The sequence below is a fragment of the Rhizobium sp. BK399 genome, assembly GCF_014194695.1.
Classification (GTDB): Bacteria; Pseudomonadota; Alphaproteobacteria; order Rhizobiales; family Rhizobiaceae; genus Rhizobium.
Window position 1 is genome coordinate 171,292 of the sequence record NZ_JACIAH010000004.1, and the last position, 22,846, is coordinate 194,137.

General features: G+C 61.7%; 23 protein-coding genes. 11 read left to right on the top strand and 12 right to left on the bottom strand.

Annotation, left to right across the window (positions count from 1 at the left end; all coding sequences use genetic code 11):
* Nucleotide 1: 1 nt before the first annotated feature.
* The 4 genes from FHT97_RS11600 to FHT97_RS11615 all read right to left on the bottom strand — a co-directional run bounded on the left by FHT97_RS11600 (nucleotide 2) and on the right by FHT97_RS11615 (nucleotide 2,856).
* Nucleotides 2–1,273 (bottom strand): cytochrome c, encoded by a 1,272-nt coding sequence (locus FHT97_RS11600; RefSeq protein WP_183862262.1) that lies wholly within the window; start codon nucleotides 1,271–1,273, stop codon nucleotides 2–4.
* The gene (locus tag FHT97_RS11605) at nucleotides 1,270–1,947 is read right to left on the bottom strand and encodes a c-type cytochrome (RefSeq protein ID WP_246712615.1); all 678 of its coding nucleotides are present in this window, start codon (nucleotides 1,945–1,947) and stop codon (nucleotides 1,270–1,272) included. Before FHT97_RS11605 ends, FHT97_RS11600 begins: the two co-directional genes overlap by 4 nt.
* 181 nt (nucleotides 1,948–2,128) lie before the next feature.
* Nucleotides 2,129–2,446, bottom strand: a complete 318-nt coding sequence (locus tag FHT97_RS11610; RefSeq protein WP_183862266.1) for a hypothetical protein — start codon at nucleotides 2,444–2,446, stop codon at nucleotides 2,129–2,131.
* Between the two features lie 188 nt (nucleotides 2,447–2,634).
* Nucleotides 2,635–2,856: a hypothetical protein gene (locus FHT97_RS11615; RefSeq protein WP_114714454.1), complete on the bottom strand. Its 222-nt coding sequence runs from the start codon at nucleotides 2,854–2,856 to the stop codon at nucleotides 2,635–2,637.
* Nucleotides 2,857–3,067: 211 nt separating this feature from the next.
* Between FHT97_RS11615 and FHT97_RS11620 the strand changes: the two genes are divergently transcribed.
* Nucleotides 3,068–3,547 carry a hypothetical protein gene (locus FHT97_RS11620; RefSeq protein WP_183755807.1) on the top strand — a complete coding sequence of 160 codons (480 nt, stop codon included), beginning with the start codon at nucleotides 3,068–3,070 and terminating at the stop codon, nucleotides 3,545–3,547.
* A gap of 27 nt (nucleotides 3,548–3,574) precedes the next feature.
* Here FHT97_RS11620 and FHT97_RS11625 read toward each other — a convergent pair whose 3' ends face one another.
* The 3 genes from FHT97_RS11625 to FHT97_RS11635 all read right to left on the bottom strand — a co-directional run bounded on the left by FHT97_RS11625 (nucleotide 3,575) and on the right by FHT97_RS11635 (nucleotide 4,904).
* A complete protein-coding gene (locus FHT97_RS11625; protein ID WP_183862268.1) occupies nucleotides 3,575–4,276 on the bottom strand; it encodes a hypothetical protein in 702 nt (233 codons plus the stop codon).
* A gap of 142 nt (nucleotides 4,277–4,418) precedes the next feature.
* Nucleotides 4,419–4,604: a hypothetical protein gene (locus FHT97_RS11630; RefSeq protein WP_183862270.1), complete on the bottom strand. Its 186-nt coding sequence runs from the start codon at nucleotides 4,602–4,604 to the stop codon at nucleotides 4,419–4,421.
* 54 nt (nucleotides 4,605–4,658) lie between these two features.
* Complete coding sequence (locus tag FHT97_RS11635; RefSeq protein ID WP_183755810.1) at nucleotides 4,659–4,904, bottom strand: hypothetical protein; 246 nt, start codon at nucleotides 4,902–4,904, stop codon at nucleotides 4,659–4,661.
* Between the two features lie 360 nt (nucleotides 4,905–5,264).
* Between FHT97_RS11635 and FHT97_RS11640 the strand changes: the two genes are divergently transcribed.
* The gene (locus tag FHT97_RS11640) at nucleotides 5,265–6,356 is read left to right on the top strand and encodes a DUF475 domain-containing protein (RefSeq protein ID WP_183862272.1); all 1,092 of its coding nucleotides are present in this window, start codon (nucleotides 5,265–5,267) and stop codon (nucleotides 6,354–6,356) included.
* A 127-nt stretch (nucleotides 6,357–6,483) separates the two neighbouring features.
* Here the strand turns inward: FHT97_RS11640 and FHT97_RS11645 are convergent, their stop codons facing one another.
* The gene (locus FHT97_RS11645; protein ID WP_183755812.1) at nucleotides 6,484–6,651 is read right to left on the bottom strand and encodes a hypothetical protein; all 168 of its coding nucleotides are present in this window, start codon (nucleotides 6,649–6,651) and stop codon (nucleotides 6,484–6,486) included.
* A gap of 197 nt (nucleotides 6,652–6,848) precedes the next feature.
* Here FHT97_RS11645 and FHT97_RS11650 point away from each other — a divergent pair, with 197 nt between their 5' ends.
* The 4 genes from FHT97_RS11650 to FHT97_RS11665 all read left to right on the top strand — a co-directional run bounded on the left by FHT97_RS11650 (nucleotide 6,849) and on the right by FHT97_RS11665 (nucleotide 10,641).
* Nucleotides 6,849–7,961 (top strand): 2OG-Fe(II) oxygenase, encoded by a 1,113-nt coding sequence (locus tag FHT97_RS11650; protein ID WP_183862274.1) that lies wholly within the window; start codon nucleotides 6,849–6,851, stop codon nucleotides 7,959–7,961.
* Nucleotides 7,962–8,097: 136 nt separating this feature from the next.
* On the top strand, nucleotides 8,098–8,679 hold the full coding sequence (locus FHT97_RS11655; RefSeq protein WP_183862276.1) for a dienelactone hydrolase family protein: 582 nt from the start codon (nucleotides 8,098–8,100) through the stop codon (nucleotides 8,677–8,679).
* Between the two features lie 179 nt (nucleotides 8,680–8,858).
* Entirely contained in the window at nucleotides 8,859–9,218 is a 360-nt protein-coding gene (locus FHT97_RS11660) for an NIPSNAP family protein (protein WP_183862278.1), read from the top strand.
* A 286-nt stretch (nucleotides 9,219–9,504) separates the two neighbouring features.
* A complete protein-coding gene (locus FHT97_RS11665) occupies nucleotides 9,505–10,641 on the top strand; it encodes a DoxX family membrane protein (RefSeq protein WP_183862280.1) in 1,137 nt (378 codons plus the stop codon).
* A 109-nt stretch (nucleotides 10,642–10,750) separates the two neighbouring features.
* Here FHT97_RS11665 and FHT97_RS11670 read toward each other — a convergent pair whose 3' ends face one another.
* From FHT97_RS11670 to FHT97_RS11680, 3 genes are read right to left on the bottom strand one after another with little or no spacing between them, the layout of a single operon-like run.
* A complete protein-coding gene (locus FHT97_RS11670; RefSeq protein WP_183755818.1) occupies nucleotides 10,751–12,268 on the bottom strand; it encodes a tripartite tricarboxylate transporter permease in 1,518 nt (505 codons plus the stop codon).
* Between the two features lie 11 nt (nucleotides 12,269–12,279).
* Nucleotides 12,280–12,771, bottom strand: coding sequence for a tripartite tricarboxylate transporter TctB family protein (locus FHT97_RS11675; RefSeq protein ID WP_183862282.1), 492 nt, complete (start codon nucleotides 12,769–12,771; stop codon nucleotides 12,280–12,282).
* Nucleotides 12,768–13,712: a tripartite tricarboxylate transporter substrate binding protein gene (locus FHT97_RS11680; RefSeq protein WP_183862284.1), complete on the bottom strand. Its 945-nt coding sequence runs from the start codon at nucleotides 13,710–13,712 to the stop codon at nucleotides 12,768–12,770. The genes FHT97_RS11675 and FHT97_RS11680 overlap by 4 nt, the downstream gene beginning before the upstream one ends.
* 314 nt (nucleotides 13,713–14,026) lie before the next feature.
* Here FHT97_RS11680 and FHT97_RS30800 point away from each other — a divergent pair, with 314 nt between their 5' ends.
* Complete coding sequence (locus FHT97_RS30800; RefSeq protein WP_246712607.1) at nucleotides 14,027–14,215, top strand: hypothetical protein; 189 nt, start codon at nucleotides 14,027–14,029, stop codon at nucleotides 14,213–14,215.
* 15 nt (nucleotides 14,216–14,230) lie between these two features.
* On the opposite strand, the gene FHT97_RS11685 is transcribed toward FHT97_RS30800, so the two are convergent.
* Nucleotides 14,231–15,298: an ABC transporter substrate-binding protein gene (locus tag FHT97_RS11685; RefSeq protein ID WP_183862286.1), complete on the bottom strand. Its 1,068-nt coding sequence runs from the start codon at nucleotides 15,296–15,298 to the stop codon at nucleotides 14,231–14,233.
* A gap of 120 nt (nucleotides 15,299–15,418) precedes the next feature.
* Here FHT97_RS11685 and FHT97_RS11690 point away from each other — a divergent pair, with 120 nt between their 5' ends.
* From FHT97_RS11690 to FHT97_RS11705, 4 genes are all read left to right on the top strand, one after another.
* The gene (locus FHT97_RS11690; RefSeq protein ID WP_183862288.1) at nucleotides 15,419–17,272 is read left to right on the top strand and encodes an adenylate/guanylate cyclase domain-containing protein; all 1,854 of its coding nucleotides are present in this window, start codon (nucleotides 15,419–15,421) and stop codon (nucleotides 17,270–17,272) included.
* Between the two features lie 71 nt (nucleotides 17,273–17,343).
* The gene (locus FHT97_RS11695; protein ID WP_183862290.1) at nucleotides 17,344–18,021 is read left to right on the top strand and encodes a response regulator transcription factor; all 678 of its coding nucleotides are present in this window, start codon (nucleotides 17,344–17,346) and stop codon (nucleotides 18,019–18,021) included.
* A complete protein-coding gene (locus FHT97_RS11700; RefSeq protein ID WP_183862293.1) occupies nucleotides 18,018–19,400 on the top strand; it encodes a sensor histidine kinase in 1,383 nt (460 codons plus the stop codon). Before FHT97_RS11695 ends, FHT97_RS11700 begins: the two co-directional genes overlap by 4 nt.
* Before the next feature lie 109 nt (nucleotides 19,401–19,509).
* Complete coding sequence (locus FHT97_RS11705) at nucleotides 19,510–22,833, top strand: transglutaminase family protein (protein ID WP_183862295.1); 3,324 nt, start codon at nucleotides 19,510–19,512, stop codon at nucleotides 22,831–22,833.
* The last annotated feature ends 13 nt before the right edge of the window (nucleotides 22,834–22,846 follow it).

Consider the following 22,846-nt stretch of genomic DNA (forward strand, 5'->3'; position numbering starts at 1 on the left):
CTCACTGAAGTGGAGCCGATCGAAGCTTGTTTGCCTCTGCCGCATTGACGGGCGTGCCCCGGTTGCCCCAGGCGGTCCGGATGTAGGAAACGACCGCGGCGACTTCGTCGTCCGACAGACTGACCGCAAACGGCGGCATTCCATGCGGCATCGGATTCTTGTAGGTCGCGGGTGGGTACCCACCGTTCAACACCATCCGCACAGCGTTTACGGAGGATTCCATCTGGATCGACTGGTTCCCGGCGAGCGGCGGATAATGCGGCGGCCTGCCCTCGCCTTCCGCGCCGTGGCAGCTGGCGCACTGTTTGTCGTAGACGGTCTTCCCCAGGCTTCGAAGCAGACTAGCTTCCTGCGATCCGACGGAGGCGCGCGCCGGCTTCGGTTCGTCTTGCGCTATGCTCTTAAGATAGACGGCCATCGCGCGTGTATCTTCGTCGGTCATGTATTGAAGGCTGTTGTAGACCACCTCGGCCATAGGGCCGTAAACCGCACCGCGCGCGGAAATGCCCTTCTGCAGCAGGTCGGAGATTTCCTCGATGGACCAATCGCCCAAACCCGCCTCCTTGTTGGAGGTCAGAGAGGGGGCGTACCAGTCCTGCATGGGTATCAGTCCACCCTGAAAGGCTTTGGATTCCGAGCTACCGCCCAAGGCGTTGATCGGTGTGTGACACATTCCGCAGTGTCCTAGCCCTTCGACCAGATAGGCGCCACGGTTCCATTCATCCGACTGCTTCGGGTCGGGCTGGAACTCCCCTTCCGTGAAGAACAGCGTCCTCCAGCCAAGGATCAGCGATCGGTTGTTGTAAGGGAACTGCAACTCGTGGGGGTGGTCCGGCTGCCGCACGGCGGGGACGGTCTTCAAGTAGGCAAAGATGGCGTCGCTGTCTTCGCGCGTCACTTTCGTGTAGGACCCGAACGGCATCGCCGGGTAGAGCAGTCCTCCATCCGGGAAGCGACCGTCGTGCATGGTCTTGTAGAAGTCGTCTGCCGTCCATTTGCCGATTCCGGTTTCCGGATCCGGAGTAATGTTGGAGGTGTACAGCGTCCCGAACGGGGTTGGCATGCCACGGCCGCCGGCAAACAGTTTGCCCTCTGGTGCGGTATGACAGGCGATGCAATCCCCTGCACGCGCGAGATACTCACCTTTCTTGACGATGGCCTCAGGCGGTTGCTGTGCTTCCGAGTTCTGTGCGCCGGCGGGAACTAGCGTTCCGACAACAATCGCTGAAATCGTGGTGAGCAACAGTTGGCAACGTCGATTTTGCCTGCTCATGGCTTGTGTCCCCCATCTGGCTGGCTGCCACAAGCAAAGGGCAAGGCGAACGAACCGGCAGGTGCTGGCACCGGGTCCGTCGGAAGAGGCTGCCCGGCGAGATAGGCGGCAACAGCCCTGACATCGTCCTCGGTAAGCCTCCCGGCCACGAGTTGCATACAGTCGGGCGCGTTCGCCGTTCTGGTCCCATAACGCCAGCCACCCAATTGGGCGCTGATATAGCTCGCGCGCAGGCCGAGAAGACCGGGAATTCCCGGAGACTGACCTGTTAGTGGCCCACCGTGACAGCTGACGCAGGCTGGAATGGCCCTGTCCAGATCCCCTTGGGTGACTAGCGCTTGCCCATGTTCGAGGACGCTTTTGCTCGCGTCGGTGGCGGGGGGGCCGGGCAGCGCGGGGTGTTGATCGGTGAAGTAGTCGGCGAATTGTCGGAGATAGTCGTCAGTCAGAAAGGCCAACAGGTAGTTCATCGGCGGGTATTTCCGCCTGCCGCTCTTGAACGCTTCCAGCTGGTTGTAGAGGTATCCGGCGGGCTTCCCGGCCAGACGTGGAAAGTACGGGTCGTTCGTCCCCCTGCCTTCCTGCCCGTGGCACGGGGTGCAGGCCTGCACCCGATCCGCCATGTCGGCAGGATAGCTCTTGCCTTCCTGGGCAAGTCCTACGTCAAGACCCAGGAAGCTGAGACAGCACGTTAGAAGCAACGTCTTCACGAACACCGCATACCCTCCGTAGCAGTATCACATGAAATTTTCAGGCTTGAGCCGTAACAATATTCCCTTCCGGTAAAGCTGCAAGAGGCAATCGCCGGCACGAAGTAGCCCAAACGCCAAAGTGGTGGCACGCCTCGTCGGCGCGCTACGGGTTGTTGTAAAACGACCCGCTGTCGTAGGTGCAGGCGTAATCTAGGACGCACTGTTTACCGGTCGCATCCCGGAAGCTGGCGGTGGTGCGCGCATAGCCCAAGCCGCATTTCGCGGGCGGATAGCGGAAGCTGCTGCCGCCGAAACCGGACCGGACGAACACCTTCTTGTTCTGGCGGATGATCTGCGAGATCTGGCTACAGGTGTACGAGCGCGCATCGACGTTCAGCGCCGCGGCCGAAAAGGCTGTCGACGGCATCAATAACACAGTGGTTAGTATCGCGGCATTGATAGTGCGGGATGCGGCGCCCATTTCACCCTCCGAGAATGAGCATGGCGGGAAGACTATACTCGTTTTTGGCGAGCCGATAAATCGGCTGAAGGATCCCCGAAGTCGCGACAAGGCTCGAGGCTCGCCGGCGATGCCGGGCGATCGCAGAAAGCAGAACGCCCGCCAATGCGCGGGCGCTTCGTTCGATTTCATACGCAATGCGAGCCGCACTACATGCAGGCGGATGCGGTCTTCATGGCCGCCTCGGCAAGCGCCTTCGTCTTGTACGCACTTCCGACCGCCATCGCGTTCTTGCCGTCAGGACGTTTCGACACGACGCTACATTTGTTGCTGTTTGCAGCGTGCTCCACATAGTAGTGGCTACTTGCGGCCAGCGCCGGAGCGACGCCAAAGGCAAGGATGGCAACACTCAGAGCAATCTTCCTGATCATCGCATTCCTCCATCTTAGCTAGACCGGCGGTCTTGCTGCCGGTCCAACCGGTAGCTATCGCGCATGCTGGCTTTGACCAAGCGTCATTTCACCGCATGCCCAGGCTACCGAGATCTAGAGTCGTGCCTGTCGACCAATTTCGAACACAGAAGAGTGGCAAGTCGCTGCCGATACAACAGCACTGCTGAGACATGCATTACGAGGTAAACACATGAGACTGGCAACTTTGGCCGCTGCTTCGCTGCTCGCCGCAACACTGACCACGACGGCGGGCGCGGCGCCGCAGAATTTCCCTGGCGCCCCGGGGGCGCTGACGCTTGCCGGCAAGTGCGCCAAGCTCGTCGTCGGCAAGCTCGATGCGACGAAGGGCTGCGAAGGCGAACTCGCAAGTGTTACGCTGGTAAACGGCCAGGTCACCTTCATCTTCACTTCAGGCGGCAAGATGCTCGGCTTCCAGGGCGATGGTACTGCCATCAAGCCAGCCTCCAACGGCAACGCCCGCATGCCGCTCAACCTCGTGGTGACGGGCGTCGGCCAGAAGATGACAGGTCAGGTAAAGGTCGCCGGAACCTGCACGATGGGCAACCCGTACGGCGGCAAGCCGGTCGCGATCGAATGCACCGCCGAAAGCAAGGATACCGCCTTTACCGGCAGCTTCCGCACCAACGGTAAAGCGCCGAAGCAAAAATAGGCCAACGTTCGCAATTGCTGGCTGCGCTCAGGCGCACCAGCTGTTGCTCGCTCCGGGTTTGCGGGCCAATCCCTCGTTGATCATCTGCACGCCGATCGACCGACCCTCGCGCGACACGACATGCGGCGCGCCTGCTTTGCCGGGCTGCCCGGCGGGATTCATCGAGAAGGATCCGGAGTTCAGAATGTTGAGGAGCCGCAGTTTGGCGGCGAACCCCAACCGCTTCTCGTTGTCGCAACGGGCTGTCTCGATGGCGGGGCTGACGACGTCGGCGATCGCGACCTTCTCGCCCTTGTACCAGAACGTGCTTCCATCGGCGACGCAGTTGATGTGCTCGCCCTGCCCACAATAGCCGAAGGCCGCGCGGCCGGTCTGTGCCTGTGCCGGCGAGATGGAGACCGGGATTGCCTTTTCAGGCACGACGGGTGCCTTCGCGGGAATGGGGACCGCAGCAGGCGGCACCATTCGCGTCGCCGTGGTGATCGAAGCCGTCTGCCGTGGGCTGGGATCGCTCGCAGGCTCGCTTCGCGCGTTCGAGACCGGGCGGGAGACAATCGAGGCCGGCGCATGCGCAGCCAGCATCGGCTTCACGCTCTTCCAATTGTCATAGGTTGCAATGCCGCCCACGGCGATCGCCCCGATGACGACCCAGGGGAGCGCGCTGCCGCCGCCTCCCCTTCCCTTTGATCGTGCCGATGATTTGCGGCGGCGTGTCGCAGTCTTTGCCATCTGTCCGATTCCCGTGAACGCACGGGATTATCGCCGGGCAATCCTTTCCGAAAGGTTGGCAGCCGCTTCATTTCCAGCACTGATGTGACGATCCCGATGCTGCAGAGTGCTGCGACGACACGGCTGCACGGTCGCCACGGCTTTAAAGCCGCACCACCGCAGATGCCGTGTCCGCCTTCAAACGTATTGCCGGTTCCCAACGCGAACCCAGCGAATTAGTGATCTCGACTCTTTCCAGATCGATCTGAATATCTGCGGCTGCGCGAAGCGCCTGCCATTCGATTTCATGCTTCATGTAAATGTCGTGCGGCACCAAAGTCGTTTTCATCTTTTCTCACCGGTTGTCGCGAATGGAAGCGTCGAAGTTGGGAACACCGAGACCTCAACGGGTCGGCTTAGCGATCGTGGAATCGCCATCCGTGACCGGCTTTGGGCCGCCCTTCGAAAGGTCGCCACCGGTGACGTGGGCGGGAACGTGGACGTCATCGAAAACGCCATGTGGCAGTGTCAGGTCGACGTGATGCGGCGGCAATACCTGCGCCTTCTGCATGCGGTTCGGGCGCGCCCGCTTCATTCGGTCGGACTTTTCCGTGCGCTTGTCGGGGGTATGGGTCGAGGGATGCATCATCGGCCTCCTTGTTATTGCGCGTGACACTGGGGAACCTAGGACTAACGACCGCGCCGTCGGATGGTTCCAAAGAAAAGAACAAAGCCCATGGCGTCGATCTTGACTGGCGTGGCAAGATCACTACCTTCGCCTTATCCCGCGGCCTCGGACATCGGCCGATGGGTCAACCTGGTGCCGGGCCCCTCTGGCGAGAGTTTTTACGGCGCTCTCGTGATGTCGGTACCGCCTGCAGCTTAAGCCGGCGGATTTTTCATCGATGAAAAAGCTCACCATGCCTTACGCGCATGCCCTTTGTGGTATGTCGCGTTTTTCACGTACACATTCTCTGTTCGACATCGTTCTTGGTTGCGAGGTGCGGCCATGACCAACGGTATCCCGCAAAAATCGGCGCTCAGCTATTTCACCTGGGCCTTCATTGTCACCGGCCTCGGCCTTGTCCTCGGAGCGGCCCTTGGCTGGCAGACGACAGGCACCATCGGCGGCATGGCGACCGTCTTCTTCATCTGCACGGTGCTCGCCGTGCTGGAGATTTCGCTCTCCTTCGACAATGCCATCGTCAATGCCAACAAGCTCAAGGAGATGACGCCGGTCTGGCAGCATCGCTTCCTCACCTGGGGCATCGTCATTGCCGTCTTCGGCATGCGTATCGTCTTCCCGTTGGCGATCGTCGCGATCGCAGCACAGATCGGTCCATGGGAAGCCCTGGTGCTCGCAGCCCGGGAGCCCGCGGAATACGCCCGCATCATGAACGATGCGCACCTGCCGATCGCAGCCTTCGGGGGCACCTTCCTGATGATGGTCGGCCTCAACTACTTCTTCAACCATGAGAAGGATGTCCACTGGATCGCTGGACTTGAAAAGCTGATGGCCCGCTCGGCCACGATCAAGGGTATCGAGATTGCCTTCGTTCTGGCGCTGGTCCTGGTGTTCTCGTCCTTCCTTGGCGAGGAAGAAGCCACGACCTTCGTGCATTGCGCCATCTATGGACTTCTGACCTTCCTGGCGGTCGAGGTGATCGGCGGTCTGCTCGATGCCTCGCAACAGACGATGAGCGCTGCCGCCAAGGGTGGTCTTGGTGCCTTCATCTATCTCGAAGTGCTGGATGCCAGCTTCTCCTTCGACGGCGTCATCGGCGCCTTCGCATTGACGCAAAACCTCTTCGTCATCGCGATCGGCCTCGGCATCGGCGCCATGTACGTGCGTTCGATGACGATCATGCTCGTCGAAAAGGGAACACTTGCCGAATATCGTTATCTCGAGCACGGCGCGTTCTATGCGATCCTGATCCTCTCGGTGATCATGTACGTGCAGACGATGTTCCATATCCCCGAGGTGATCACCGGCCTTGGTGGCGCGGCCCTGATCGGCATCTCGCTCTGGTCGTCGATCCGCTACAACAAGAAGGAGCAGGCGGAAGAACGCGCCGAGACGCACAAGGAACTGCACGCCTAATCCTTGCAAGCCGCATCGGCCGATGCGCCTTCATCACCAAAAAATAAAGCCCGCGACCATCCGGTTGCGGGCTGTTTCGTATCTGGCGATCCCAGATCGCCAAACCGCGCCGAGGCGCGCGGATAAGTTAGTGATTGATTCTGCCGAACATGCTCGGATCGATGCCGAGCTCGCGCAGATCGCGTGCTTTCGGACGGCGGCCAGATTCGACGGAGGCGCTTACAGCATTTGCAGCACCGATCATCGCAAAGGCGCGGCCAAGGAAACCATCGCGAATGGACTTACGGAAGGACATTTTCTTTCTCGCTTTTCTTTATGATTGACTGCTCACATATGGCGAGGCACCGGCTGGCCGACAAGCGGCGGGAATTCACCCCTGCCATGCAAGAATAGGCGATCAGAGTAGGCACGCGACAAGCGCGCTTAGCGGATACGAATCTAGCCAGATGGAATTTATTACTTTAGCATCCCTACAATAAGGGGAGTTAGTCTATGAAGTTGCACTTAGCGGCCGGAGACCCGGCGCCGCGCTTTATTCAGCGTACACTTTCCAACCCGCGTTATGTTTTCGACGTCGCTGCCGGGCGATACATGGTCCTTTACTTCTTTGGCTCCACGGCAAGTCCCAACGTCACCCAAGCGCTGGAAAAGATCCGGTCGAGACCGGCAGTCTTCAACGGAAGCAAGGTTGCCTTCTTCGGCGTAACAGTCGATCCGAAAGACGAAACCCATCAGGGCATTGCCGATCAGAAGCCCGGCATCAAGTTCTTTCTCGACTTCGATTTGAGCGTCAGCAAGCTCTACGGCGCAGTCAGCGCCGATGCGCAGCAAGGCGGCGTCGGCGTGACCTACCGTCAGGTATGCGTGGTTCTGGATCCGACGATGCGAGTGCGGGCGACCTTCGTGCCCGGCAAGGAAGGAAGCGGCATAGACGAATTGATCGCCTATCTAGAAACGCTACCACCGGTGGAGCGGTCCAGCGGCCTGGAAATGCATGCCCCGGTCATCGTGCTTCCCGATGTCTTTGAGACCGATCTCTGCCACGAACTGATCAACCTTTACGAACGACATGGCGGCCAGGAGTCCGGATTCATGCGCGAGATCAACGGAAAAACCGTGCTCGTCTCGGACCACAATCACAAGCGCCGCAGAGATCACACGATCGAGGACGATGCGCTGATGGCCGAATTGCGTGGGCGGTTCATCCGGCGCATCATTCCCGAAATCAAGAAGGTCCACCAATTCGAAGCCACGCGAATGGAGCGATACATCGTCTCCTGCTACGATGCCGATGAAGAGGCTCACTTCAAGCCGCATCGTGACAACACCACGAAAGGCACCGCGCATCGGCGCTTCGCGGTTTCGGTCAATCTCAACAATGATTTCGACGGCGGCGAGGTCAGTTTTCCTGAGTATGGCAACCGAACCTACAAGGCCCCTCCGGGCGGCGCGGTGGTATTTTCCTGCTCGCTCCTGCATGCCGTATCAAAGGTCACCCGTGGCCGCCGCTATGCGTTCCTGCCCTTCCTCTATGATGAGGCTGCCGCCAAAGTGAGAGAGGAAAACAGCGCAAACATCGAAGATGGCGCCAACGCTACGGCGTGACCCGCGGCGAAGTCCGCCGAACGACAACAAAGGGGAGTGCAAAGCCGTTCGTCTTGACGAGGCGGCAAGTCATTCGGTACCTGCGCTGGTGGATTTATCCAATGCCTGCCATAGCTTATGCGTCAGGAGGCGCCTGATGGCTGAGGTCTTGCTGTTTCATCACGCACAGGGATTGACCGCTGGCCTGCACGCCTTCGCTAAGCAGTTGCGGAACGCCGGGCATATTGTTCATGCGCCGGACTTGTTCGATGGGCAGACCTTCCGAAGCATCGACGAAGGGCTTTCCTACATCAACGAGATCGGGTTCGAGGAAATGCGCGAGCGCGGCGTCCGCCTGGCGGAGGAACTGCCCTCGCGGCTCGTCTACGCCGGCTTTTCCTTTGGCGTGCTGCCGGCACAGAAGCTCGCACAGACGCGATCCGGGGCGCGGGGAGCGTTGCTCTTCTATTCCTGCCTGCCGATCAGCGGCGAGTGGTCGTTCGGACCATGGCCGGAGGGCGTCCCTGTTCAGATCCATGGGATGGACGCCGATCCGATCTTCGTCGGCGAAGGCGATATCGATGCGGCCCGCGAAATCGTCGCAACAGTCAAGGATGCCTCGCTCTTTCTATACCACGGCGACCAGCACTATTTTGCCGACTGCTCGCTACCATCCTACGATGCCGAGGCCACCGCAGTGCTGACCCAGCGGGTGCTTTCGTTCCTGGAGCGCCTGTAACGCGCGTGGACGGCGCATCGGCATAGATCGCATCCATATTCCCCAACATAGAGCGCAAGGATCGATTGGACACCGATTGCTAACGCGAGGCATCAGCGTGCATGTCATCTGATCGTTCGTCTCGATGGACTTTCCTGATCAGCCATGCCACCGGTGCGTAATGGAGGCGAGGAGGCGCTATGTCCGAAGATCCGATAACATGCGAGGTTCGTTATCGCATCGATGCGAGCGCGCTCAGCGAATTCAAAGCCTATGCGCAAACCTGGATCAGGCTTATCGAACGTCACGGCGGGACACACCACGGATACTTCATTTCACGTGAGCCGCCGAACGGGGCCGGGGTGAGCTTCCGGGGCCTAGGAAAGGACGGTGGTAACGACATCGCTATCGCGCTGTTCACTTTTCCAGACGACGCAACCTATCTTCGGTATCGTGATGCAGTCGCCATCGACCCTGACGGTATCGAGGCAAACGCACGGTATGGGAAAAATCCGCCGTTCAGCAGCTATGAGCGTGTTTTCTTTCAACCACTTGAATAAGTGACATTTTTTGCAAATGCGCTCATTTGGCGAAGCCTCGCGAGACAAGAGTTTGGCCCTGTCGACGTAGCTGCCTTCCCCCTGGGGGTCGACCTTGGTCTCAGGTTTGCCGCGACCAAGGTGCCAGACCGCTCACTCCTTAGTCGCAAAGACCGCGGGACCTTGTTCTCTACAAGGATCGCGCGAGCGATGCTGAAATACGGGCAGCGTTTCAAAAAACCTCGTTGCTGAGCGGAGGGCCACCGCCTTCCGAGCGGTTTGCTGCGTCCAAATCCGGAGAGCAGAAATGGCTACGTTCAAGTTCAACGTTCAGGACACGATATTCAGCACAGCACGGACCGACGAAGGTCCGCCATCCCCTCAAGTGGCGAGCATAAGGGCCTATTTCACCCCGCTTCTCCTCGAGGCAACCCTCTGCATTCTCGCGATAGCGACGTTGATGGTGTGGTCAACACCCGCCGAAGCCCATGTCAAATGGTTCACATCATTTGACATCGCTACGCCCGCGAGACCTTTTTCGGAAACGCTGGCAAGCCCCTGGTTCTGGCTTGCCGTCGCCATCGCGGTCCCACTTTTCGCAATGACCGCCGTCGTTGAACGGACCGTCATCGGCACCAGAATTCTGATGCTGATGGACAGCGTGTCGGAACCGCTGTGGAATCGGGCCGACGACTTTGTTCGCGCCATAACGGCAGCCTTTTTTGTCGCCATCTTCGTCATTGGTGGCGTCTACCTCACCCCTGATCTTCCGACCCCTTCGGAGTGGGTTTCATGGAGCCAACTGGCAATTGCAGCCGGTCTCTTCTCCCGCCGAACAATGTGGCTTTCTGCCATCGGTGTACTCGGGCTTTGGATTGCCGCTCTTCATCAGTATCAGATTTTTCATCTTCTCGACTATGTTGTGCTTGGGGTCGGCGTTGCCGGCTATCTGGTGTTGTTTTCGGTCAGCGAGTCCCGGTGGCACAAACAGCGCTTCAACGTTCTACGCTGGGCGATCGCCGTCACGCTGATGCGCTCCAGCTTTGAAAAATTCGCCTATCCTGAATGGTTCCAGCCGCTGGCGCAGCAAAAGCCGTTCCTGACCTTCGGGATGCCGATCGATGTATTTCTGCCGATGGCCGGTGTCGTCGAATTCACCCTTGGCCTTGGATTGCTCTGGACACCACTTATCCGCCGATCTTCAGCCATTGCGTTGATTGTCATCTTCAGCGCGGCGGTGGTGCCGTTCGGAAGGCTGGACTTGGTGGGCCACAGCCTGATCATCATGATGTTGGTGATTGCGACCGTTGACCCGACACGCGATACACAGGTCGCACCCGCATTCAAAAGGGCGATTGTCGGTGTTCCCGCCGGTTTTGTCGCGGCTCTGGCGATCTTGGCGCCCACCTATTGGAGCCTGCACATGGCGCTCTATGGTCACTAAGGCCAAAAGCGGGTCGACACGCTCCGGCATCCCCCTTACCAGATGAAAAGGCCGGCGAAGGTTTCCCATCGCCGGCCACAGTAAGAGAGGTTCGGGCAGTCTTTTTCTTTTAATCCTCGTTTGCCGCAAGCTGCGACAGAACCTCGCCGCGTCCACGCAGGCGCAGGATCAGTGGGATGATGAAGGCGGCAGCTGCGACGATCAGCAGTCCGGCCGCGATCGGGGACATCACCAGCGTCGTCACATCTCCCTGGCTGATCGCGAGCGCGCGACGCAATTGCTGTTCAGCCAGCGGGCCAAGGATCAGGCCAACGACCGCGGGCGCGATTGGATAGCCGAAGAGCCGCATGATGTAGCCGAGGACGCCGAAGCCGAGCAGCATGCCGAGTTCGAACACCGACGGGTTGGCGCCAATCGTGCCGAGCGTTGCAAACAACAGGATGCCGGCATAGAGCCACGGCTTCGGGATCGTCAGCAGCCGCACCCAGAGACCGATCAGCGGCAGGTTGAGCACCAACAGCATCGCATTGGCGATCAGCAGGCTGGCGATCAGGCCCCAGACGATCTGCGGGTTGTTCGCAAACAGCAGCGGGCCGGGCTGCAGCCCGTATTGCTGGAAGCCGGCGAGCATGATCGCCGCCGTCGCCGTCGTCGGCAGGCCGAGCGTCAACAGCGGCACCAGCGTACCAGCGGCCGACGCATTGTTCGCAGCCTCCGGACCGGCAACGCCTTCGATCGCACCGTGGCCGAACTCCTCGGGGTTCTTCGCCAAACGCTTTTCCGTGGCATAGGACAGGAACGTTCCGATCTCGGCGCCGCCCGCCGGCATCGCGCCGATCGGGAAACCGATCAGCGTGCCGCGCAGCCATGCCTTCCACGAACGACCCCAGTCGGCCGCTGTCATCCACAGCGAGCCTTTGACCGCCTCGACCTTCTCCTCGCCACGATTGCCTTGAGCGGCGATATAGAGGGTTTCACCGATCGCAAACATCGCGACCGCAAGCGTCGTCACCTCGACGCCATCGAGCAGATCGGGAACGCCGAACGAAAGGCGCGCTTGCCCGGTCTGCTGGTCGATGCCGACCATCGCAAGGGCAAAGCCGATGAAGAGCGAGGTCAAACCGCGCAGGGCCGAATCCCCGAAGGCCGAGGAGACCGTCACGAAGGCGAGAACCATCAGCGCGAAGTATTCCCGTGGCCCGAAGACCAGTGCGAGCTTGACGATATAGGGGGCGATGAAAGCCAGGCCGAGTGTTGCGATCAGGCCGGCGACGAACGAACCGATCGCCGCTGTCGCGAGCGCCGGTCCGCCGCGGCCGGCCCGGGCCATCTTGTTGCCCTCCAAGGCCGTCACGATCGAGGCGCTTTCGCCGGGCGTATTGAGAAGGATCGACGTCGTCGAGCCGCCATACATGCCGCCGTAGTAAATGCCCGCGAACATGATCAGCGAGCCGGCAGGATCGAGCTTGTAGGTAACGGGAAGAAGAAGGGCGACGGTCAGCGCTGGGCCGATGCCCGGCAGCACGCCGACCGCGGTGCCGAGCGTCACGCCGACGAGCGCATAGAGCAGGTTCATCGGCTGCATGGCGACCAGGATGCCCTGGAAGAGGAATTCGAAGGTGCTCATCGCATCCAATCCTAGAAGAAGATGTGTTCGAACGGCCCGGCAGGCAGGGTCAGCTGCAGGAGCTTCGCGAAGATCACCCAGACCACGAAGCTGAAGGCGATGCCGGCGGGGATCGAAAGCCAGAGCTTGCGACGTCCGAAGCCAGCGGCGGTGAACGCAAACAGAATGCCGGTCGCGATCGAAAAACCTGCGGTTTTCAGGAGCAGCATCTGCGCGGCGAGACCGGCGACCACCCATACGACAGGGGCGACTTCCTGGTGCTCGCGCTCCGGAAACTCGCCGCGCCAGGCCTCGAAGATCGTCCAGATGCCGAGACCGATCAGCCCGAAGGCGACCACCTTAGGCGCCGTTGCCGGGCCGATCCGGGCATATTGCGCGATCGCCTTCATATGGAAGGCATCCCAGAGCATGACGGCAGCGACGGCGAAAAGACAGATGGCAATGACCAGCGCCGCCCAATCAGGGCGGCGCTTCGTTGCCAAGGGTTCATTGACCCTGCTCATTGAACAAGTCCGATCTCTTTGAGAATGCCTTCGGTTGCCGAAACATCCTTGTCGAGCTGCGCCTTGAAGGCGTCGCCGGCAAGGTAGGTGTCAGCCCAGCCCTTGGTCTTCAGGATTTCCTGCCAGCTGGCGGACTTCGAAAGCTTGTCGAAATCGGCCGTAATCGCCGCCGTCTGCTCAGCCGAAAGGCCGGGAGCAGCGGCAACCATGCGCCAGTTCTGCACCGACACGTCGAGGCCGGATTCCTTCAGGGTCGGAGCGTCGACGCCGTCGATACGCTGCTCGCCGGATACGGCCAGAAGCCGCAACTGTCCGGCCTTTACCTGCGATTCGAATTCGCCGTAGCCGGAAATGCCAGCCGTGACCTGACCGCCGAGAATCGCGGCGAGCGCTTCGCCGCCGCCGGAGAAGGCGACATAGTTGATCTTCGTCGGATCAACGCCGGCAGCCTTGGCGATCAGGCCGACCGCGATATGGTCGGTACCGCCCGCCGAACCGCCGCCCCAGGAAACCGAGCCCGGATCCTGCTTCAGCTTGGCAACGAGATCGGCCATGGTCTTGATGTCGGACGCGGCCGGAACGACGATCGCTTCATACTCACCCGTCAGACGGGCGATCGGCGTAACGTCCTTGAGCGTCACCGGCGACTGATTGGTCAGGATCGCTCCGACCATCACGTAGCCGCCGACGATCAGCGCGTTTGCATTGCCGTTATTCTGGCCGGTGAACTGCGCCAGACCAATGGTGCCGCCGGCGCCCGGAACGTTCTGAACCTGAACATTGCCAGAAATGCCTTCCTTCTGCATGACCGTTTGCAGCGAGCGGGCCGTCTGGTCCCAACCGCCGCCGGGAGCGGCGGGCGCCATGATGGTGTAGTCGGCCGCATAAGCCGGCAGCGCGACCGCGGCCGCGAAAATAGTTGCAAGAAGAGTATACTTCACGAGTGTGTCCTCCGTGGGCACGGCTGAGAAACCGCGCATTGTTCTCGATGGAATCGGGAAGGACACCGCAGACGGACTCCGAGGTCCGATACGCTGGCAGTTCCTCCCGAAACTTCATCTCTCCGCCTCCACGGAGCTGAAGTTCTGCAAAGCGGACCACAACAAGCTGTCATTTAGCTGACATAGCTTAGGTATCCACCCCGTACAGACACTTTTTTGCCGCAATCTTGGCCAGACGCAAAAAAGATAAAACTTCAGAGCCGATGGAACCCGAGTGCCATTCCAGCGTTAAGAGCGCTGAGGAGGATTGCGCCATGAGTTCTCACGTCGATACCAATCAAATCGAAAATGAGGGCTTGCGCCAGGTGTGGAGTGTGCGCGATTTCGCACGCCGACACCGGCTGGACAAGGAGGAGGAAAAACGTCTCCTCGCGCTCTTCGGATCCTTCGCGACGAAGCAGGAATTGCTGGCCAACGCTCAGCGGCCCTGCTCTTTCCGATAACTCAATCCGCAGTTCCTATTGGGTACGCAGCACTTCATTCCAGTGCGCGATCAGTCGCGCACGCTTGACCTGATCCAGATACACCATCAGCCCAGGGCTGACGGGCACAGGACGGAGTTGCGCACCAAGAAGTTCCTGCATGGTATTGGCCGTATTCTCGCCGGCGACTTCCGGGCTGACGGCCGGAATCTGCAGCTCGCGCGCCATGATCGTCTGGCCCTCTTTCGACATGAAGAAGGAGAGGTAGCGCCGTCCGAGTTCCGGCTCGCCCGCCGCCTGCGGCACGAGGCCGATGCGCGACATCACGACGGTATAGTCCTTCGGCAGCACGATCCCGACATCCGGGTGACGCTTGGCCCAATCGGCGGCGTAGGAACCAAGAATATTGTAGCCGAGAACGAAGCGGCCATCCGACACGCGCTCCAGAATGGCCGAACTCGTCGAATACAGCTTGACGCCCGCGGCTCCCATGGCGCCGATGACCGACCAGATATCTCCGAACTGCTCCTGGTCGCGGGCCATGAACAGAAAGCCGACACCGGAACGCTCGATGTCATAGGTGCCGATCCGCCCATGGATCGCATCGCCCTTCCGCTTGAGGTAATCAACGAACTCGGCGCGCGAACTCGGCGGCGGCTCGTTCACGAAGCTTGGCTTGTGATAGACGAACACGGCCGGCTCGAAGGTCAGCGCATAGGCGGTATTGCGCCAGTTTGCCCATTTCGGCCAGCGCGCGCTCATCGGCAGGTTGCTCACCTGCGCATAGCCGTCGTTGGAGAGCTTCACCTGCAGGTCCATCGCCGAGGAGAAGGCGAAATCGGCGGTGCGTTTGCCGGCATCCGTCTCGCGCACGATGCGGTCGTAGATTTCGCCGGTCAGCATGTCCTCATACTTGACCGCGACATCCGGATTGGCCTCTTGAAATCCGCGGATCATCGGCTGCGCAAGCGGCTCGTCAAGCGAGGAATAGACGACCAGTGTCGGAGCCGCAGCATTGCCTGACGGCGCGGGATAGAACACCTCATCGGCCAGGGCCAAACCCGGACAAAGCAACAGGCACGCAAGTAAGAACAGTCTCCTCATCCCCCTAAGATGCATGACCGCGAAGGGCGACACAAGGCACCCGCCAATTGCGTAGCCGATCGCTCCTCGTCCGGCGGCGCAAAACACGCTAGAGTTCTGTGGGTTCGACCGGAGAGCACCTTGGAACGACGTTTGACCGCCATTCTTGCCGCCGATGTGGTTGGCTACAGCAGGCTGATGGGCATCGACGAGACCGGGACGCTTGCCGCGGTCAACCGTCACCGAAAGGAACTGATCGAACCTGCTCTCGCCGGGCATGGAGGACGGCTGGTCAAATTGATCGGCGACGGTCTGCTGGCGGAATTCTCCAGCGTCGTCAACGCCGTGGCATGCGCCGTCGACATTCAGCGCGGAATGCAGCAGCGCAATATCGGGGTGGAGCAGGAGCAGCGGATCCAGCTTCGGATCGGCATCAATCTCGGCGACGTCATCGTCGAGGATGGCGACATTTTCGGCGACGGTGTCAATATAGCCGCACGGCTCGAAGGCATAGCCGCGCCGGGCGGAATCGCCGTGTCCGCCTCGGTGAACGACCAGATCGGCTCGAAGCTCGACCTGCGCTTCGAGGACATGGGCCATCAGACGCTGAAGAACATCCGCCAGTCGGTGCGCGTCTATACCGTACTGTTAGACCGGCCAGCGGAGCGACCGGCGCCGGCGACCAGCATCGGCCGATCGAACGAACAATCGATCCTTGTCTTGCCGTTCACCAACATGAGCGACGATCCCGACCAGGAGTATTTCTCGGACGGCCTGACCGAAGACATCATCACCGACCTCTCGAAAATCTCCGACCTCGCCGTCACGCCACGCAACACGACCTTCACCTACAAGGGCCAGCAGGTGAAGCTCGGGCAGATCGCACGGGAATTGTCGGTGCGCTATGTGCTGCAGGGCAGTGTCCGCAAGGCGGGTGCACGCGTCAGGATCAGCGCCCAGATGATTGATGCCGGAAACGAGAACCATCTATGGGCCGATCGCTATGATCGGGACCTCACCGACATTTTTGCGATCCAGGATGAGATCGCTCACGCAATCGTCCACCAGCTGAAAATCAAGCTCCGCCCTGAGGAAAGGCTGGCGATCGAAAGCGATCCGACGACGAGCGCCGAGGCCTATACCTACTATCTGCGAGGTCGCAAATTCGCGCGGACGATGACCATGCCATATCTCAACCTGGCAAGACGCATGTTCGCGAAAGCCGTGGAACTGGACCCTTCTTACGCGCGTGCCTATGCCGGCATTGCCGATTGCGATTCCGCCCTGCACATCTGGTATGCCGCGCAGCTACCGATCAACGACATCCTGGCGATGAGCGCCAAGGCGCTGGCCCTAGATCCCAACCTCGCAGAGGCGCATGCCGCCCGCGCGATGGCGCTCCATCATGACGGGAAGGACGCCGAAGCGCTCGTCTACTTCGAAAGCGCCCTCGCCCTCGATCCCGACCTCTTCGAAGCAAACTTCTACTTCGCCCACAGCCACTTCCGGCGGGGCGCCTTCGAGCAAGCCACCTTCTACTTCGTGCGTGCGGCCGCACTTTACGAAAACGACTACGTTTCCCCCATTCTGCTAACGGCATCCTACCGCTCTCTCGGCCAGCCGGACGCGGAGCGCCAATGGGCGCAAGAAACCATCCGGCGCTGCAACCGAGCGGCGGAGCAGAGCCCGGATAGCTCATCACCGGTGCACCGCGCTGGTCTCGCCTACGCCCATCTCGGCGATCGCCAGCAGGCCCTGTCATGGACGGAACGCGCGCTCGCACTCGATCCGAGCGACGCGATCACGCGCTACAATGCCGCCTGCGTCTACGCCATCCTCGGAGACACCGAACGCGCCATCAATCTCCTGGAGCAGCTGCGCCCGAACAGCTCCTTCTACCAGCTCGAATGGTTCGCCAACGACTCCGACCTCGACAACATCAGGTCCGACCCGCGGTTTCAGAAGCTGCTCGCGGACATCGCGGCACAGCGGTAGATCCTGCGCTCAGCCCGTCGTGACATCGGCCGCGCCACCCTGTATCCTTTTCAAAAATAAAGGGAACATCCGTGCGCATTCTACTGGTGGAGGACAATATCGCGCTGGCTGACGGGCTTTCGGCGATCTTGCGCGGCACCGGCCATGCCGTCGATGTCGTACATGACGGCGCTTCCGCCAATGCCGTGACGGCAGCCGAGAATTTCGATCTCGTCGTGCTCGACCTGAACCTGCCGGAAATGGATGGCCTCGAGGTGCTGCGCGCCATGCGGGCCCGGCAGAACCAGTCGGCGGTGCTGATCCTGACGGCGCGCGGCACGCCGGAGGAGCGCGTCAAGGGCCTCGATCTCGGCGCCGACGATTATCTCATCAAGCCCTTCGATATCGCCGAATTCGAGGCGCGCGTCCGCGTCCTCCTGCGCCGCCAGGCCGGGCTGCATTCGGCAACCGTCAGTTTCGGTGGCCTGTCGCTCGATCTTAACTCGCGCGCCTTTTCTGCCGGCTCGACGCCGCTAGATATCCCCGCCCGCGAACTCGGCCTGCTCGAAATCCTCTTCATGCGCGCCGGCAAGGTCGTCGCCAAGGAAGCGATCATCCAGTCGCTGACTGCCTTCGACGACGACATTTCGGCCAATGCCATCGAGCAGTACGTCAGTCGTCTCAGAAAACGCCTGTTGCCACACGGCCTGACGGTGAAGACCGCGCGCGGTATCGGCTACTATCTCGACAAGCTGCCCGAGGCCTCATGACGACGGCCTATTCGCTCCGACGAAGGCTGCTGTTCTGGCTGCTGATCTCGACCGCCATCATCGGCATGGTCGCGCTCGCGGACACTTATCGCGAGGCCGTGCAGACCTCCAACATCGTCTCGGACCGCGTGCTGGCAGGCTCGGCGCTCGCCATCGCCGAACGCGTCGTCGTTGCCGAAGACGGCACGCTCGAGGTCGATATCCCCTATGTAGCGCTGGAGATGCTGACCTCGGCGGCGCAGGACCGGGTCTTCTACCGCGTCGACGGGCCTCCCGGAAAATTCATCACCGGCTACCAAGCGCTACCCGTGCTTTCCGAGACCGTGGGCGACACCGCCGCGTTTGCCGATGACACCTTCCGCGGCGAGCCAATCCGGGTGGCGACACTGAAGCGGTCGGCCTCGACAGGCATCCGCTCCGTGCCCTTCGCCGTGACCGTCGCGGAGACGACGATTGCCCGCCGCCAGCTCGCCCGCGCCATCCTGTTCCGCTCGGCACTGCGCCTCTCCCTGATGATCGCAGGCGCCGCCGTCATCGTCTGGATTTCGGTCACCGTTGCGCTCCGCCCGCTCTACAAGCTGCGTGACGCGATCGGCGAGCGCAGCCCCGATGACCTGCATCCGATCGAACAGTCCGTCCCGAGCGAGGTGCAGCCGCTCGTCGATACGGTCAACGGCTTCATGGTGCGCCTGCAATCGGCGCTCGACGCGCTCCGCAATTTCACCGGCAATGCCAGCCACCAGCTGCGCACGCCGCTTGCGATCATCCGCACCCAGCTTGCCCTCTCGGCCCGATCAGGCACCTTGGCCGAAGCCCAGGGCTCGGCCTTGAAGGGCGACCAGGCCGTCGCTCGCGCCGAACGAATCCTCGCACAGCTGCTGCTGATGGCGAAGATCGATGCGGCCGTGGCAAAGGAAGCGCTGACCGCCTCTTCGATCGACCTGACGGCAATTGCCCAGGAGATAACCGGCGAATTGATCCCCACGGCCGCCGAGGCCGGCATCGATCTCGGCTTCGAAGGCGACCGCCCTGCCCTTATCCGCGCCGAGCCGCTGCTGATCGGCGAACTGCTGCGCAACCTTGCCGGAAACGCCATCGCCTATGCCGGCACGGGCGCCGAGGTGACCGTCCGGATATCCGAGACCGACGACGCCGTGCGCCTCGAAGTCGAGGACAACGGCCCCGGCATTCCCGCAGAGAAGCTCGCCGCCGTCCGGCAGCGTTTCTCGCGGGGCAGCAACTCCGGAGCACCGGGCGCAGGCCTCGGCCTGCCGATCGTCGAGGAGATCGCCGGCCTCTTCAATGCCGCCCTCGCGCTCGAGGCCGGCTGCAACGGCAGAGGCCTCAAGGCCTCCGTAACCTTTGCAAAGGCGACGTAAAGGCTTAGCCGGCTTGGCCTTTCCGCCTTGCATTCTTTCGCTGCATTGCACACACTGCTTTCGGGAACAGCAATGCCGCGCAACGTCGCGGCGCCGGATAAGGCGAAATATGTCGATCAAGGCCAGCATCTATCACCTGACGCATTACAAATACGACAAGCCGGTCCGCCTCGGACCCCAGATCATCCGCCTCAAGCCCGCGTCGCATTCCAAGACGCGGGTGATGAGCCATTCGCTGAAGGTCTCGCCAGCGAACCATTTCGTAAACCTGCAGCAGGATCCCTACGGCAATTATCTGGCCCGTTACGTCTTCCCCGACCCGGTCACCGAGTTCAAGATCGAAGTCGATCTCGTCGCCGACATGACGGTCTACAATCCCTTCGATTTCTTCGTCGAGGAGAGCGCCGAAATGTGGCCCTTCTCCTATCCCGAGGAGATCAGGGACGACCTGAAGATCTACATGCAGCCGCAGCCGCTGGAGCCGGCGCTGGCGGCCTACCTCGCCGGCATCGACCGCACGCCGATGCGCACCACCGATTTCATCGTCGGCCTCAATGCCAAGCTCAAGGGCGACATCGAATATGTCATCCGCATGGAGCCCGGCGTGCAGTCGCCGGAGGAGACGCTGAAGCTTGCGCTAGGCTCCTGTCGCGACACCAGCTGGCTGCTGGTCGAGATCCTGCGCAATCTCGGCTTCGCCGCCCGCTTCGTGTCCGGCTATCTCATCCAGCTGACGCCGGATCTGAAGGCGCTCGACGGCCCCTCCGGCACCGAGGTCGATTTCACCGACCTGCATGCCTGGGCGGAAGTCTATATTCCCGGCGCCGGCTGGATCGGCCTCGACCCGACCTCGGGCCTCTTGACCGGCGAAAGCCACATCCCGCTCGCCTCCACGCCCCACTATCGCAACGCCGCCCCGATCTCGGGCGCCCTCTACGGCCACGCCAACACCGAATTCGCCTTCGACATGAAGGTCTCGCGCGTCGCCGAGCATCCGCGCATCACCAAGCCCTTTTCCGACGACAGCTGGGACGAGCTTAACGCGCTGGGCCGCAAGGTCGACGACATCCTCAAGGCCGAAGACGTCCGCCTCACCATGGGCGGCGAGCCGACCTTCGTCTCGATCGACGATTTCGAATCCGAGGAATGGAACACCGCCGCCGTCGGCCCGACCAAGCGCGAGAAGGCCGATATCCTGATCCGCAAGCTGCGCGAGCGCTTCGCCCCTGGCGGCTTCCTGCATTACGGCCAAGGCAAGTGGTATCCCGGCGAAAGCCTGCCGCGCTGGACCTTCTCGCTCTACTGGCGCAAGGACGGCAAGCCGATCTGGCGCAATCCTGATCTCATCGCCGGCGAAGGCAAGGACACCGGCGTCGTCGCCGACGATGCCGGCAACCTTCTGAGCGCCATCGCCCGCGAACTGGCTATCGACACCGACATGGTGCTACCGGCCTACGAAGATCCGGCCGAATGGATCATCAAGGAAGGCAGCCTCCCTGATAATGTCGATCCCTCCAATTCCAAGCTCAAGGACCCGGAGGAGCGCAGCCGCATCGCTCGCGTCTTCGAGCGCGGCCTGACGACGCCGACAGGCTACATCCTCCCCGTCCAGGCCTGGAACGCCAAGGCGTCGGGCCAGCGCTGGATGAGCGAGCGCTGGAAGACCCGCCGCGGCAAGATCTTCCTCGTCCCCGGCGACAGCCCCGTCGGCTACCGCCTGCCGCTCGGCACCCTGCCCTACGTGCCGCCCGCCCGCTTCCCCTATATCCACCCGGCCGATCCCTCGATCCCGCGCAAGCCTTTGCCCGAGGTCTTCGTCCCCGCTGGCCGCGCCATGCCGGAGGCCTCGCGCCACAGCGACGACACATCGGCGCAGAGCCGCGTCGAGCAGACCATCAGTGACATCGGCGGCGCCGTGCGCACCGCGATCTCGGTTGAGCCGCGCGACGGCAGGCTCTGCGTCTTCATGCCCCCGGTCGAGCGCATCGAGGATTATCTCGAACTGATCGCGGCCGCCGAAAACGCCGCCGCCGAGCTCGGCCTGCCCGTCCATATCGAGGGCTATTCGCCGCCGCAGGACGAGCGCATCAACGTCATCCGCGTCGCCCCCGATCCCGGCGTCATCGAGGTCAACATCCACCCGGCGTCGAACTGGCAGGACTGCGTCGACATAACCACCGCCGTCTACGAGGAAGCCCGCCAGACGAGGCTCGGCACCGACAAGTTCATGATCGACGGCCGCCACACCGGCACCGGCGGCGGCAACCATGTGGTAGTCGGCGGCGCCAATCCCGGCGACAGCCCCTTCCTGCGCCGACCGGACCTGTTGAAGAGCCTGGTGCTGCACTGGCAGCGCCATCCCTCGCTCTCCTACATGTTTTCAGGTATGTTCATCGGCCCGACCAGCCAGGCGCCACGCATCGACGAGGCCCGCCACGACAGCCTCTACGAACTGGAAACCGCGCTCGCCCAGATCCCCGCGCCGGGCCGTGGACCGACACCCCTGCCCTGGATCACCGACCGCCTGTTCCGCAATCTCCTGATCGACGTGACCGGCAACACTCACCGCGCCGAGATCTGCATCGACAAGCTGTTTTCGCCCGATGGCCCGACGGGCCGCCTCGGCCTCGTCGAGTTCCGCGGCTTCGAGATGCCGCCGAACGCACGCATGTCGCTGGCCCAGCAGCTTCTGGTCCGCGCCCTCATCGCCCGCTTCTGGCAGAACCCCGCGGATGGCCGCTTCGTGCGCTGGGGCACCACGCTGCACGACCGCTTCATGCTGCCGCACTTCGTCTGGCAAGATTTCCAGGACGTGCTGGCCGACCTCAAGCAGAATGGCTTCGATCTCAGCCCGGAATGGTTCAAGGCGCAGCTCGAATTCCGCTTCCCCTTCTGCGGCGAGGTCGAATACGAGGGCGCAAAGCTGGAGCTGCGCCAGGCGCTGGAACCTTGGAACGTCATGGGCGAGGAAGGCGCGATCGGCGGCACCGTGCGCTATGTCGACAGCTCCGTCGAGCGCCTGCAGGTGCGGCTCGAGACCGGCAACGCCGCCCGCTACACCGTCACCTGCAACGGCCGCACCGTGCCGCTGACGCCGACGGGCACCTCAGGCGTCTCGGTCGCCGGCGTCCGCTTCAAGGCTTGGCAGCCGGCGTCGGGATTGCACCCGCTTCTGCCGGTCAACACGCCGCTCACCTTCGACATTTATGATACATGGTCGAAGCGTTCGATTGGCGGCTGCATCTATCATGTTGCCCATCCGGGCGGGCGTAACTATGACACCTTCCCGGTCAATGGTAACGAAGCTGAAGCAAGGCGTCTGGCGCGATTCGAGCCGTGGGGGCATACGGCGGGCGGCTATATTCCGCCGGTCGAGAACGCCTCGCCGGAATTCCCGCTGACGCTGGATCTGAGGCGGCCAGCGGGCATCTAGACTTTAGGGCGAC

Bases quoted from the DNA above. Each gene is read 5' to 3' on its own strand.
- FHT97_RS11675 (WP_183862282.1), bottom strand. From the start codon at position 12,771: ATGAGCAGGGTCAATGAACCCTTGGCAACGAAGCGCCGCCCTGATTGG.
- FHT97_RS11660 (WP_183862278.1), top strand. From the start codon at position 8,859: ATGTCCGAAGATCCGATAACATGCGAGGTTCGTTATCGCATCGATGCG.
- FHT97_RS11630 (WP_183862270.1), bottom strand. From the start codon at position 4,604: ATGAAAACGACTTTGGTGCCGCACGACATTTACATGAAGCATGAAATC.
- FHT97_RS11615 (WP_114714454.1), bottom strand. From the start codon at position 2,856: ATGATCAGGAAGATTGCTCTGAGTGTTGCCATCCTTGCCTTTGGCGTC.
- FHT97_RS11610 (WP_183862266.1), bottom strand. From the start codon at position 2,446: ATGGGCGCCGCATCCCGCACTATCAATGCCGCGATACTAACCACTGTG.
- FHT97_RS11645 (WP_183755812.1), bottom strand. From the start codon at position 6,651: ATGTCCTTCCGTAAGTCCATTCGCGATGGTTTCCTTGGCCGCGCCTTT.
- FHT97_RS11705 (WP_183862295.1), top strand. From the start codon at position 19,510: ATGTCGATCAAGGCCAGCATCTATCACCTGACGCATTACAAATACGAC.
- FHT97_RS11700 (WP_183862293.1), top strand. From the start codon at position 18,018: ATGACGACGGCCTATTCGCTCCGACGAAGGCTGCTGTTCTGGCTGCTG.
- FHT97_RS11625 (WP_183862268.1), bottom strand. From the start codon at position 4,276: ATGGCAAAGACTGCGACACGCCGCCGCAAATCATCGGCACGATCAAAG.
- FHT97_RS11620 (WP_183755807.1), top strand. From the start codon at position 3,068: ATGAGACTGGCAACTTTGGCCGCTGCTTCGCTGCTCGCCGCAACACTG.
- FHT97_RS30800 (WP_246712607.1), top strand. From the start codon at position 14,027: ATGAGTTCTCACGTCGATACCAATCAAATCGAAAATGAGGGCTTGCGC.
- FHT97_RS11650 (WP_183862274.1), top strand. From the start codon at position 6,849: ATGAAGTTGCACTTAGCGGCCGGAGACCCGGCGCCGCGCTTTATTCAG.
- FHT97_RS11640 (WP_183862272.1), top strand. From the start codon at position 5,265: ATGACCAACGGTATCCCGCAAAAATCGGCGCTCAGCTATTTCACCTGG.
- FHT97_RS11685 (WP_183862286.1), bottom strand. From the start codon at position 15,298: ATGAGGAGACTGTTCTTACTTGCGTGCCTGTTGCTTTGTCCGGGTTTG.
- FHT97_RS11665 (WP_183862280.1), top strand. From the start codon at position 9,505: ATGGCTACGTTCAAGTTCAACGTTCAGGACACGATATTCAGCACAGCA.
- FHT97_RS11655 (WP_183862276.1), top strand. From the start codon at position 8,098: ATGGCTGAGGTCTTGCTGTTTCATCACGCACAGGGATTGACCGCTGGC.
- FHT97_RS11600 (WP_183862262.1), bottom strand. From the start codon at position 1,273: ATGAGCAGGCAAAATCGACGTTGCCAACTGTTGCTCACCACGATTTCA.
- FHT97_RS11635 (WP_183755810.1), bottom strand. From the start codon at position 4,904: ATGATGCATCCCTCGACCCATACCCCCGACAAGCGCACGGAAAAGTCC.
- FHT97_RS11670 (WP_183755818.1), bottom strand. From the start codon at position 12,268: ATGAGCACCTTCGAATTCCTCTTCCAGGGCATCCTGGTCGCCATGCAG.